The 11,903-nt window shown below is 69.9% G+C and carries 10 protein-coding genes; 6 read left to right on the plus strand and 4 right to left on the minus strand.

What is annotated here, in order from left to right; translation table 11 throughout:
• Positions 1-86: 86 nt before the first annotated feature.
• Together D7Y13_RS29365 and epsE are read right to left on the minus strand one after the other, a co-directional pair.
• Positions 87-635 (minus strand): RNA polymerase sigma factor, encoded by a 549-nt coding sequence (locus D7Y13_RS29365; protein WP_120536938.1) that lies wholly within the window; start codon positions 633-635, stop codon positions 87-89.
• 348 nt (positions 636-983) lie between these two features.
• Entirely contained in the window at positions 984-2,210 is a 1,227-nt protein-coding gene (epsE, locus tag D7Y13_RS29370; protein WP_120536937.1) for an exopolysaccharide biosynthesis GT4 family glycosyltransferase EpsE, read from the minus strand.
• A gap of 163 nt (positions 2,211-2,373) precedes the next feature.
• Between epsE and D7Y13_RS29375 the strand changes: the two genes are divergently transcribed.
• From D7Y13_RS29375 to D7Y13_RS29400, 6 genes are all read left to right on the plus strand, one after another.
• Positions 2,374-2,898 (plus strand): hypothetical protein, encoded by a 525-nt coding sequence (locus D7Y13_RS29375; protein ID WP_120536936.1) that lies wholly within the window; start codon positions 2,374-2,376, stop codon positions 2,896-2,898.
• Entirely contained in the window at positions 2,895-3,932 is a 1,038-nt protein-coding gene (gene epsD / locus D7Y13_RS29380; RefSeq protein WP_120583682.1) for an exopolysaccharide biosynthesis glycosyltransferase EpsD, read from the plus strand. Before D7Y13_RS29375 ends, epsD begins: the two co-directional genes overlap by 4 nt.
• Complete coding sequence (gene epsC, locus D7Y13_RS29385) at positions 3,929-4,474, plus strand: serine O-acetyltransferase EpsC (protein WP_120536934.1); 546 nt, start codon at positions 3,929-3,931, stop codon at positions 4,472-4,474. The genes epsD and epsC overlap by 4 nt, the downstream gene beginning before the upstream one ends.
• A 143-nt stretch (positions 4,475-4,617) precedes the next feature.
• Positions 4,618-6,804 carry a GH44 family glycoside hydrolase EpsB gene (gene epsB / locus D7Y13_RS29390; protein WP_120583683.1) on the plus strand — a complete coding sequence of 729 codons (2,187 nt, stop codon included), beginning with the start codon at positions 4,618-4,620 and terminating at the stop codon, positions 6,802-6,804.
• Positions 6,805-6,813: 9 nt separating this feature from the next.
• Positions 6,814-7,617: an exopolysaccharide biosynthesis glycosyltransferase EpsA gene (gene epsA, locus D7Y13_RS29395; protein ID WP_120536932.1), complete on the plus strand. Its 804-nt coding sequence runs from the start codon at positions 6,814-6,816 to the stop codon at positions 7,615-7,617.
• A gap of 259 nt (positions 7,618-7,876) precedes the next feature.
• A complete protein-coding gene (locus tag D7Y13_RS29400) occupies positions 7,877-10,726 on the plus strand; it encodes an Ig-like domain-containing protein (protein ID WP_120583684.1) in 2,850 nt (949 codons plus the stop codon).
• A 79-nt stretch (positions 10,727-10,805) separates the two neighbouring features.
• Here D7Y13_RS29400 and D7Y13_RS29405 read toward each other — a convergent pair whose 3' ends face one another.
• Positions 10,806-11,282 carry a cupin domain-containing protein gene (locus tag D7Y13_RS29405; RefSeq protein WP_120536930.1) on the minus strand — a complete coding sequence of 159 codons (477 nt, stop codon included), beginning with the start codon at positions 11,280-11,282 and terminating at the stop codon, positions 10,806-10,808.
• A gap of 28 nt (positions 11,283-11,310) precedes the next feature.
• Positions 11,311-11,691, minus strand: coding sequence for a helix-turn-helix domain-containing protein (locus D7Y13_RS29410; protein ID WP_120536929.1), 381 nt, complete (start codon positions 11,689-11,691; stop codon positions 11,311-11,313).
• Positions 11,692-11,903 lie beyond the last annotated feature (212 nt).

Here is an 11,903-nt window from a genome sequence, read left to right on the forward strand (position 1 = left end):
GTCCTTCCCCGAGCAGAAGGCCCCCGGCCCTGCGCTCGTGCCCGCGCGTCCCGGCAACTCCGCCCGGGTGGAACCCACGCGGTGAATCAGTGCCACGCGCCGATGGAGAGCCGGCGCTCCTCGGCGATGGGCAGCAACCGCTCGCGCAGCTGCTCACGCACCTGGTGCAGCCACCAGCCCACCGTGCCGGTGGAGCGTCCCACCTGCGCGCCGATGCTCACATAGGAGCGCCCCTGTGCGCGCAGGTGGAACACCTCGCGCTGCTGGGGCGGCAGGCCGTTCACCGCCTCCATCAGGTCCTTCTCCTGGATGAACGTCCAGAGCTCGCCGCCCTCCTGCTCGTCCGGATCATCGCTCAGCGCCGTCACCCAGCCGGCGTTGACCGCCTTGCGCTGCTCGGCGCGGTGGTGCCGCAAGAGGCTGATGGCCCGCGTGTTGATGACCCGCCCCGTCCACGCCCGGAACGCCTCCGCACCCTGCAGGTGCAGCCGCTCCTTCCACGCCTCGTCCAGCGCGTGCTGCACCAGGTCCTCCGCATCCGCCGTGTTCCCCAGGATGCGACGGGCGTGCTTCAGCAGCCCCGAACGGAATTGAATGACCAGGATTGCGAACAACTGCGTTTCTGAGTCGGCCATGGAGTGCCCCCCGAGCGGCGTCCGTGCACGACCATGATGGCAAAGCTCTCCAGCTCGGACAGAGCCTTCTTTCCCGGATTTACCCAGACTGTCTGGAAAACCTATCCCACCCCGGGATTTCCAATCCGGCTGTCACGAATGCATCCAGTGTCTGTCTTTCAGTGGTCCAACAGGGGCAGGGGCGCCGGGATTTCCAACAGCCCTTTTGTTGGAATGACAGACACCCACCATCCGGCCCTGTTTCAGGCAGGACGGCCCCACGGGGTGATTGACCGGGCCCGGTGACCGCATCCCGAAGGGGCCACGGAAGCTCCGTGGCCCCCGGGTGGATCCGCCCTGCTCCGGCCGCTACGACGGGCGCGCGCCCAGCATCGCCGCGAGCATGTCCGCGCTGCGCTCGCTGCTGAACTGCTTCTCCACCTTGAGCCGGCCCGCCTCGCCCAGGCGCATCGCCTCGGACGGGTCGCGCGACAGCTTCTCCAGCTTCTGGGCCAGCTCCACGGGGGCCTGCGGCTGCACCAGCACGCCGTCCACGCCGTCGTCCACCAGCTCCTTCACGCCGCCCGCGCCCGTCACCACCACCGGCACGCGCATCGCCATGGCCTCCATGATGGCCACGCCCAACGGCTCCTGGAGGCTCGCCAGCGCGAAGATGTGCGAGCGCTGGATGCCATCCTTCACCACATCCTCGCTCACCGCGCCCAGCAGCGTCACCGCGTCCTGGAGGCCGTCCTTCGCGAGCTTCGCCTCCAGCACCTTGCGGTACGTGGTGCCGCCCGCCTCGTCTTCGCCCGCGATGGACAGCCGCGCGTCGATGCCCTTCTTGCGCAGCATCCCCACCGCGTCGATGAGGTCCGCGTGCCCCTTGCACGGGTTCAGCCGGCCGCACGCGAACAGCTTCAGCGGCCCCTCACCGGACCACGGCTCGTAGGGCACCGTGCGCTGGAAGCGCGACAGCTCCACGCCCATGGGCGCAAGCTCGATGCGCTCGGGCAGGCTCCCCGCCAGCTCCTGGTTCACTTCCCCCAAGAGCTTCTTCGTGATGACGAAGGCGAACTTCGAGTGCCGCCACTTCTCCCGCTGGTTCGGCCCGTAGTCGTCCAGCGGCCCGTGCAGCGTCATGCTGTACGTGAGCCCCGACAACAGGTGCGCGAACATCGCCACGTGCGCCGCGTTGGCGCACGAATGCACGTGCACGTGCGTCCAGCCGCGCTCGCGCGCCAGCGACGCCAGCCGCCCGCCCATCACCGCGAACGCCACCAGCTGCGCGCGCCCCTTCGCGTCCAGGCCCTCCGCCCGGGCGATGGACGCCAGACACCGCGCCCAGCCCGTGGGCATGGCCCGGGCAATCTCCAGCGCGGCCTGGAGCACGCCCAGCGGCCCCGGCGGCGCCAGGTACTCCGTGCGCGTCATGGCCTCGCGGGCCCAGCTGTGGCTGATGATGCGCGCGGGCGGCGGGCGGGTGGACACCAGCTCCGGTGAGACGCCCTTCCCCGGCAACGCCTGCAGCTCGCGCCAGAAGAAGATGTGGGTCTGCCCGGGGAACTCGGGAATCAGGTAGCCGATCTTCTGCACGCGCTTTCTTTAACACGCCCGGGCCCCATCGCCGGCCCCCCGCACGGACAGCTCCTGGGGGTGTCAGTGATGACAGCAGACCATTGGCGCGCTCCTTCGCTCGCCCGCCCACCCGGGTCGTTGGGTGGTGACGCCTCCATGCGTTATACCGTCCGCGCCTCCTATGTCCGCCGATTCGAGCCCGCCCCCCTCTGCCGAGGAGACCCCACCGGCCAGCGCCGTGCCCTCCGCGGAGCTGTCGCGGCTGTGGTTCGCGTTGGACCGGCGCGCCTGGACGTTCCTCACCGTCATCCCGGCCCACCCCGGCGCGCCCGCGCTGGAGGCGGCCCAGGCGCTGCTGGAGGCAGGCTCGCCGTACCCGGAGCCGCCCCTGCGGCTGGTGGATGCCACCGGCATCGAACCCGCGGGCGCCCCCCGGCTGGTCCTGGAGGTGCGCCGCCGCGTGGAGCAGGGCGAGCGGGTCATCGTGGTCATCGACTCGCTCATCACCCACCCGGCCAGCCTCCCCCTGGCCCTGGCCGCGGACACCGCGCTCTTGTGCATCACCCTGGGTGAGACGGACTTCGGCTCCGCGGAGAAGACGCTGCGTCTGGTGGGCGCGGACCGCTTCGCAGGCAGCGTCACCTTCCCGCGCCCTTCCAAGAAGCAGCGCCGCGCCGACAGCGACAAGAAGAAGAAGAAGCCATGAGCCCTTCCGCCTCCTCCGCCGCGCCGGCCCCCCGGCTCAGCGTCGTCATCGCCACGTACAACCGGCTGCCCCTCATCACGCGCCTGCTCCAGCAGCTCGCCGGCCAGACGCTGCCGCCCGACGACTTCGAGGTCGTCGTGGTGGACGACGGCTCCGCCACCGACGTGCGCGGACCGCTGATGGAGCTGAAGCTGCCCTACGCCCTGCGCGTGGAGGTGCAGCAGAACGCGGGCGCCGCCGCCGCCCGGCACCGGGGCGTCATCGCCGCGAAGGGCACCGTGGTGCTCGTCACCGACGACGACATGCAGGTGGCCTCCGACTTCCTCGCTCGCCACCTGGCGCACCACCCGCCGGGCTCGCGCAACGTCGTGCTGGGCCGCATCCGGCCGGACCCTGAAATCGGCGACATGCCGCTGTTCGAGCGCTGGTACGCGCACCTCAACAACCGCATGGCCGAGGAGCTGTCCGCCCCCGGCGCGAAGGCGCGCGGCAACCACCTGTACACCGGCAACGTGTCCTTCCCCCGCGCGGACTACGTGGGCGTGGGCGGCTTCGACAAGACGCTGGGCCAGTCGGAGGACGTGGAATTGGGCGTGCGCCTGGAGAAGGCCGGCTGCGCGTTCCTCTTCGCCCCGGACGCCTACGTGCTGCACGGCAGCGACCACGTGAGCTTCGAGAAGTGGATCCGCCGCGCGCACCGCTACGGCATGTTCGACACCCACGTGTCCGTGAAGCACCCGGACGTGAAGGGCGTGAACCCGTGGCGCCTGCTCTTCGAGACGAACCTCCTGTCGCGGCCGCTGCTGGCCTCCGCGGTGGTGGCGCCGGAGGCGTCGCGCCGGCTGACCACCGCGGTGGTGAACGCGTCCACGATGGCGGACAAGCTGGGCCTCAAGGGCGCCGCGTTCGCGGGCACGTCCGTCGCGTACGGCATGGAGTACCTGCGCGGGGCCCGCACGGAGGCCGGTGGCCTGCGGGGCATCGCCAGGGGCATCGCGCGCTACCTGCAGGGCCGGGGAGATTCCCAAGGATGAAGACCCTATTCGGAGCCCTCATCTCGGACGCGGTGGAGATGGCCAGGGCCGCCACCGGCAACTCCGACGCGAAGTCGCTGGCCAAGGTGGTGCTGACCAGTGATTCGTACCGCATCACGGCGCTCAACCGCGCACGCGAGGCGGCCATCACCTTCCACATCCCGCTGCTCAACCACGTGCTGCGCGTGGCGCAGACGGCGGTGATGGGCATTGAGATCGGCAAGGACGTGACGCTGGGCAAGGGCGTGTACTTCGTGCACAGCCTGGGCGTCGTCATCGGCGGGGATGCGCGCATCGGCGACCGCGTGCGCTTCTACGGCAACAACACCGTGGGCACCGCCAAGGACAACGGCTACCCCATCATCGAGGACGACGTGTGGATTGGCGCCGGGGCCCGCATCCTGGGGCCGGTGCGCATTGGCGCCCGTTCGCGCATCGGGGCGAATGCGGTGGTGCTCCAGGATGTGCCGCCGGACAGCGTCGCGGTGGGCATCCCCGCGCGCATCTTCCCGCGCAAGGACCAGGACGAGGTCGCGCTGTAGTCGGCGCGGGTCGCCGGAGTCGCGGTCGGTTGTTGGAGTGATGATCGGCCGCTGGAGTCGCGGTCGGTCGCTGGATTGGCAGTCGCAGTCAGTGGTCGCAAGTCGGCGGTGGTTTCGTGCCGGGGGATGCGTTGAAGAAGGTCATGGCTGACAGTGCGAAGCAGACGCGGTGGAAGCGGGGCGTCATCCTCACGTGCGCGGTGCTCGGCAGCAGCGCCGGCGTGGCGATGGCGCAGCAGAGCGCCAACGCCGCGAAGGACGCCCCCAAGCCCCCGACGACGACAGCGCCCGCCGTGCCGCAGGACCCCACCGCCTCCGTGATCATCTACGACGGCGGCCTCAAGCCCGGCTGGAACGACATCGGCTGGGCGCCCCGCGAGCTGCCCAGGAGCGCTCCGGCCCGCCTGCGGATGTTCAACTACGGCGGGTGGATCCTCTACCAGCCCAAGCTCGCGGGCGCGTACGGCGCGCTCACCTTCCGCTTCACCGCGCCGGAGGCCTACGGCGAGTTCCTGGACGTGCGCCTGGACTCGCCCGGCGCCGCCGTGTTCCCCCACGTGCGGATCAGCCCGGAGTTCATCGTCAAGAAGGACCGCGAGTGGGCTGAAGTCGTCGTCCCCATGGAGGTCCTCAACCCGCGCAGCCTCCCCTTCGACCGGGTGGTGATGCGCGCGTCGAAGGACGTGGGCCGCGACTGGGTGCTCTTCGACAAGGTGGCCCTGGTGCCGCTGTCGCCGGACATCGCCGCCGCGCGCGCGGCCGGGGGCGGTCGCGCGGGCCGGGGCGCGGGCAAGGAGTCGAAGATGGTCATCGACTGCGCCGCGCCCTCACGCCCCATCAACCCGCTCATCTACGGCATCGCGCTGGACGGCAACCGGGAGACGCAGGACACGCACCAGTGGAAGCTGGGCGCCACCATCCGCCGCTGGGGCGGCAACCCCACGTCCCGCTACAACTGGAAGCTGGGGCGCGCGTGGAACACCGGCAACGACTGGTACTTCCGCAACGTGCAGCTGGGCTTCGGCGCGGATGACTTCCTGGAGTCCAACCGCAAGCACAACACCTGGTCCGCGCTCACGCTGCCCCTGATTGGCTGGGTGGCCAAGGACACGACCTCCGTCGGCTTCCCGGTGTCGGAGTTCGGTCCGCAGCAGGCCGTGGACGAAACGGAGCCCGCGGGCGGCAACGGCATCCGCCGCGACGGCACGCCCCTGCCCCCGGGCCAGCCCTCGACCACCAGCGTGCAGGCCCCACCGGAGTTCATCTCCGAATGGGTGCGCTCCCTGCGCGAAGCCGACTCCAAGCGCGGCGGCGCGCGCGGCGTGCACATGTACATCCTGGACAACGAGCCCGCCCTCTGGAGCTCCACGCACCGGGACGTGCACCCCGAACCGCTGGGCTACGACGAGCTGCTCAAGCGCACCATCGACTACGGCACCGTCGTGCGCCGCGCGGATCCAGAGGCCGTCATCGCCGGCCCCGCGGAATGGGGCTGGACGAACTACTTCTGGTCCGCCGCCGACTTCGCCCCCGGCCGCCCGCCGTACACCGACCGGCGCGCGCACGGCGACGTGGCGCTGCTGCCCTGGTACCTGCGCTCGCTGCGCGACCACGAGAAGAAGACCGGCGTGCGCGTGCTGGACGTGGTGGACGTGCACTTCTACCCGCAGAGCAACGTGGGCCTGGGCCTGGAGGGCGCCACCGACCCGGACACCAACGCGCGGCGGATCCGCTCCACGCGCGCGCTGTGGGACCCGACCTACAAGGACGAGTCCTGGATTGGTGAACCCATCCAGCTCATCCCCCGCGTGAAGCAGTGGATCGCGGAGAACTACCCCGGCCGGGGCATGTCCATTGGCGAGTACAACTTCGGCGCGCTCAAGCACATGAGCGGGGGACTGGCGCAGGCGGAGGCCCTGGGCCGCTTCGGCCAGCAGGGGCTCACCTCCGCGTTCTTCTGGCAGTACCCGCCGGAGAACAGCCCCACGTTCTGGGCGTTCCGCGCGTACCGCGACTTCGACGGCAAGGGCGGCCGCTTCCAGGACATCGCCCTGCCCACCACCGCGCCGGAGGGCACCAGCCTCTTCGCGTCCCGCGACGCGTCCGGCAAGAAGCTCACCGCCGTGCTGCTCAACTTCGACCCCGAACAGGCCGCCCAGGCGCAGCTGGAGTTCAAGGGCTGCGGCACGCTCAACACCGTGCGCGTGCTGGGCTACTCGGGCGCGCCGGGCGGTTTCACCGAACAGGCCACTGGAACGAAGGCCGAACAGGCCCTGTCGCAACGCCTTCCCCCCTACTCCATCACCGTGCTCGACCTCACGGTGAAGTGAGACGCTGCCTTGACCACCGCACACGCCCCCGACACCGCCTCTCCCCGCCCGCGCCTGAACATCGGCCACCTCGCCATTGATCAGCTCACGTTCCCGCAGGCCGTGCAGGCCATCGGGGACCTGGTGGACGCGCACCGGGGCGGCTACGTCTTCACCGCCAACGTGGACCACGTGGTGCTGGCGGAGACGAACACGCGCTTTCGCGACGCCTACGACAAGGCCACCCTCTCCGTGGTGGACGGCATGCCCATCGTCTGGGCCTCGCGCATGCTGGACGTGTCCTTGCCCGAGCGCATCGCCGGCTCCGACCTCATCCTCCCCCTGGTGAAGCTGGGCGCCGAGCGCAAGTGGCGCATCTTCCTCTTGGGCGCGGGCCCCGGCGTCGCGGAGAAGGTGGGCCGCCAGTTCCAGGCCCAGTACCCCGGCATCGAGGTGGTGGGCTGGGACTCGCCCATGGTGAACCTGGACGCGGGCGACGCGCAGAATGATCCCATCGTCGCCAGGATTCGCGAACAGGACCCCCACCTGCTCTTCGTCGCCCTGGGCAGCCCCAAGCAGGAGGTGTGGATCTCCCAGGTGGCCCAGAAGCTGGGCCCCACGGTGGCCATCGGCATCGGCGCCGGGTTCGACTTCATCGCCGGCACCGCGAAGCGCGCCCCCGAGTGGATTGCCCGCGCCGGCTTCGAGTGGCTCTACCGCCTCACCAACGAGCCCAAGCGCCTGTGGCGCCGCTACATCCTCAACGACTCCAAGTTCGGCTACATCCTCCTGCGCGAGCTGTGGCAGCGCACCAGCGGTAGACAGGGAGAGTGAGTCTCCAGGGACTCGCCAGCTTGGCTGTATGTCCTTGAATTCTGGGCTTGAAGGTCTTTGCCCTACCCTGGACATTTACAGCCAAGCTTGAGTATTCTAGCCCCGCACGCCTTTCACGGGGCGCTTCCTTCCAGTCAGACGACGGGCCGGACCACCGGGGCGCCAGCAGCGACGCGCGGGTGGGCGGGCCGGCGTGTGTCCTGGCGGTCCGGCCTTCCGCGTTCGGGGCGTGCTCACCCACACCTCCGGACGTTCCCCCATGTCACCAGTCGTTTCCCGTACGCCGGCCCGTTGGGCGGCGCGCGTCGCCGTGTTCGCGGCGGTGCTGCTGTCGGCCTTCGCTCTGCCAGCGGCCGCGGCCACCAACACGGAGGCCACGCAGAAGGCCATCCAGTTCCTGAGCGCGGACGTGGCCAACTGGACCACGTCGCAGAACTGCATCGCGTGCCACCGTCAGGGCGCGGCGGTGTTCGGTCTGTCGAGCGCCAAGGCCAATGGCTACAACATGGCCCAGGCCACCTCCAACGGCCGCACCATCCTGGGCAACCTGGACCTGCTGGGCGCGCGCATCAAGGCGGACCAGAAGCCCGCGGGCAACTGGCTGCACGAGGGCAGCGCCTACCCGAACGAGAAGACGAGCTGGGCCTCCTTCGGCCTGGCGGGCTTCGACCAGTACGTGTCCACGCAGTACAGCAGCTCGCTGGTGATGGCGGCCAACTGGGCGGTGGGCATCCAGCAGGCCAGCGGCCGGTGGCCGGAGGACCACATCAACTTCCCCGTGGACCACGGCAGCGTGCCGCTCACCGCGCGCTTCATCGTGACGCTGGCGCAGGCGAAGCAGCGCGTGGACCCGGCGAAGGCGGCGCAATACCAGACGGCCATCGACAAGGCGGCGGCGTACCTGCGCGCCAACCTCAACAACAACGACACGTCCGGCACCGGCGACGGCATGCCGTACACGTTCCAGAAGTCATGGGCCATCGTGGGCCTGAAGGCCGCGGGCCCCGGCGCCAACAACGTGAATACGAATGCCATCACCACCCTGGCCAACCAGCTCGCGGCGATGGCGCCGGTGGGCGGCAAGGGCTGGGGCAACCTGCCCACGGACGCGTCCAACGACTTCGCGACGGGCATCGGCGTGTACGCCATGTGCCTCGCGGGCCTGGAGCCGGCCAGCAACGCGCGCCTGTTCAATGCCATTGAGTGGCTGAAGTCGCGGCAGGCGGCGGACGGAAGCTGGGGCTCGGGCACGGCGACGCCGGACATCCCGACGACGTTCGCGTCGCTGGGGCTCGCGTGCTTCGGTGACTTCAGCGTGGAGGTGTCCGTGGTGGGCGAGGACATGAAGATGTTCCCCATCTACGACCCCGCCCTCCAGGAGACGACCTACACGTTCAAGGTGAAGAACCACGGCTATCAGGCGGACACGTACACGCTGGGCGCCGCGGGCGGCCTCCCCGGCTGGACGGCCACGCTGAGCCGGCCCACGGTGTTCCTGGCCTCCGGCGCGGAGTCCACCGTGACGCTCACCGTGCGCGCTCCCGCGAACCTGCTGCCGTCGCTGCTGTCGGAAATCACCGTCACGGCGGCCTCCGGTGGCGCCCCGGGCGTGTCGGCTTCGGCACGCGTGCGCACGTACACGCCGCCCCCTCCTCCGGTGACGGGCCGCGCGACGACCACCAGCATCCTGACCCCTGCCGCGAACGCGCAGCTGACCATTGGCCAGGCGACGCTGCTGTCGGCCCGGGTGGTGGATGCGACGGGCGTCGTGGTGACGGGGCCGCTGAAGGGCGTCGTGACCTTCTTCGTGGCCGGCGTGGCGATTGGCGCGGATGACGACGCGAACGGCGACGGCGTGTTCTCCCTGCCGTGGAGCCTCTCCACGGACACGTGGACCGTCACGGGCGCGCAGGACTACCGCGCGGTGTACTCGGGCGTGACGCTGCCGACGCCGCCGAACCTGTTGGGCAGCACGGCGGCCCAGACGCTCATCATCAATGCCTATCCGTACACGCCGCCCGAAATCATCATGGGCAACCAGCCCGCGTTCATCCGGGAGACGACGCTGTCCGTGTGGGGTTTCGTGAAGCCGGCCACCAACGGCGCGGTCATCACCTACGCGGCCTTCATCGTGAACGGCGGCGCGCCGGTGGTGGTGAACCCCGAGGCGAGCGGTGGCCTCGTCTACACGCCGGTGGAGCTGGTGGAAGGCCCGAACATCATCCAGCTCACGGGCCGCGACAACCTGGGCGGCATCAGCACGAAGCAGATCAACCTGACGGTGGACCGCATCCCGCCCGTCATCACCATCCAGTCGCCGGTGCAGGGCCAGGTCGTGGGCACGGCCATCGTGGACGTCACCAGCCAGATTGATGAGCAGACGCCGACCCGCGTGGAGACGCAGTGGGTGAACAACACGCTGCTGGAGTTCGGCACCGGCACGGTGACGCACCCGGTGAGCATGCCCAACTTCGGTGAGCAGGGCATCCTGGTGCGCGCCACGGACGCGGCGGGCAACGTGACGGAGGCCGTGGTGCACGTGTTCGTGGACGCGGGCACGCCCACCGTGACGACGGACCCGGCGGACGGGGCCACCTTCGGTCCTCGCGCCAATCACACGCTGCCGTATGTGATTCGCGTGTCCTCCATGTCCGCCACCACCGTGAAGCTGGGCAGCCAGATGTTCCAGCTTCCGCGCGGCGGCGGGGAAGTCCAGACGTCGGTGGTGCTGGCGTCGGGCGTGAATACCCTCACCATCGACGTGACGAACGAGGCGGGCCGCAACGTCCGCACGACGCGCACCGTGCGCTATGACACGCAGGCGCCCACGGCCACGCTGCTCACGCCGGTTCCCAACGGCACGGCCAGCGGCGTCATCACCCTGACGGCCCGGGTGACGGATGCGCTGAGCACCATCAAGAACGTGGCCTTCACGCGGGACGGGTCCGGCATCCGCGCCGGCACGCTCCAGGCGAACGGGACGTGGACCGCGGAGCTGGACACCCGCGAGCTGCTGGATGGGACGCACACCGTGGATGTCTGGATGACCGACGCGGTGGACAACTTCGTCATCCAGAGCTTCAGCTTCACCGTGAAGAACAACCCCTGAGTCCCTGACAGGGATTGAGGCAAAGGCGGGGCGGCGGGCCTTCACGGGCCTTCCGCCCCGTCTGTCTTTTCCGGGGGTGTCAGCGCTTCGACAGCCGGCGGATCATCACCTCGTGCGCGGGATGGCGGGCCACGATGGCCTCCCCGTCCGGCAGCTCGAAGTCCGCGAACTCGAACCCTGGCGACACCGTGCAGCCCACCAGCGTGTAGTCGCCCAGCGTCTCCGCCGCCTGGAGCACGCCCGCGGGCACCAGCACCTGGGGCTGCTCGCCCTTCAGCACGTCGCGGCCGAGCACCGCCGTCTCCAGCCGGCCGTCCTCGTGCATCAGGTGCAACGACAGGGGGTCGCCGTCGTGGAACAACCACAGCTCATCCGCGCCCACCACCCGGTGCCACGCGGAGAAGATGCCTCGCGTCAGCAGGTAGTAGATGGCCGTCCCCGCCGACCTGCGCCCCCGGAGCGTCTGCACCTGGAACGCCGCCCGGTAGGTCTCCCGGTAGTAGCCCCCTTCCGGGTGGGGTTTGAGGTCCAGCCTGCGCACCAGTTCTTCGACCATGGTGGGCACAGTCTAACGCCTCACACTCTCAGGGCTTCTTCTTCTGCTGCTGCATCGCGGACGCCACCAGGTTCATCAGCTTGAGCTGGACCGGCGTCAGCCGCCGCAGGTTGCGCAGGAGCCGGCGCATCTCTGGCGGCTCCTCGTCGCCGCGCGCCCGGACCTTCTCCTTCGGCGCGGGGGCGGCGAACTCCTCGCCCAGGCCCAGCATGTTGTGCGGAGGGATGTTCAGGACGACGCACAGACGCCGCAGGTTCTGCACGCTGGGCAGCATGTGGCCGCGCTCCAGCCGGCCATACACTTCCGACGCCATGCCGATGCGGTCCGCCACGTCCGCCTGGGTCAGCCCCATCCGCACTCGCACCGTGCGCGCCGCAGCGCCCAGGATGCCCGCCAGTTCAGTGTCCATGTCCTTGCCAGTCCCCGGTAGGAAGCGCCCCCATGGCCGCGGGCGCACCGCATAACCCTGAAGGTCGGGTCATGTCACCATACCCCTGGCGTTTTTTCTCCCCCTCTTTTCACCCGCGCGTCCCCGGGTTTCCCCCCGCGTCCGGGAAGCAACGGCCCCTCGAATCCGGTGCGGCCCAGGTGCCCCGTGGACCCGACCCGCCAGGTCCAACC

The organism is Corallococcus praedator (assembly GCF_003612125.1).
Classification (GTDB): Bacteria; Myxococcota; Myxococcia; order Myxococcales; family Myxococcaceae; genus Corallococcus; species Corallococcus praedator.

Coding starts and splice junctions, on each gene's coding strand:
- epsC (WP_120536934.1), top strand. CDS start 3,929: ATGAAGACCCTATTCGGAGCCCTCATCTCGGACGCGGTGGAGATGGCC.
- epsD (WP_120583682.1), top strand. CDS start 2,895: ATGAGCCCTTCCGCCTCCTCCGCCGCGCCGGCCCCCCGGCTCAGCGTC.
- D7Y13_RS29365 (WP_120536938.1), bottom strand. CDS start 635: ATGGCCGACTCAGAAACGCAGTTGTTCGCAATCCTGGTCATTCAATTC.
- D7Y13_RS29410 (WP_120536929.1), bottom strand. CDS start 11,691: ATGGACACTGAACTGGCGGGCATCCTGGGCGCTGCGGCGCGCACGGTG.
- epsB (WP_120583683.1), top strand. CDS start 4,618: ATGGCTGACAGTGCGAAGCAGACGCGGTGGAAGCGGGGCGTCATCCTC.
- D7Y13_RS29405 (WP_120536930.1), bottom strand. CDS start 11,282: ATGGTCGAAGAACTGGTGCGCAGGCTGGACCTCAAACCCCACCCGGAA.
- D7Y13_RS29375 (WP_120536936.1), top strand. CDS start 2,374: ATGTCCGCCGATTCGAGCCCGCCCCCCTCTGCCGAGGAGACCCCACCG.
- D7Y13_RS29400 (WP_120583684.1), top strand. CDS start 7,877: ATGTCACCAGTCGTTTCCCGTACGCCGGCCCGTTGGGCGGCGCGCGTC.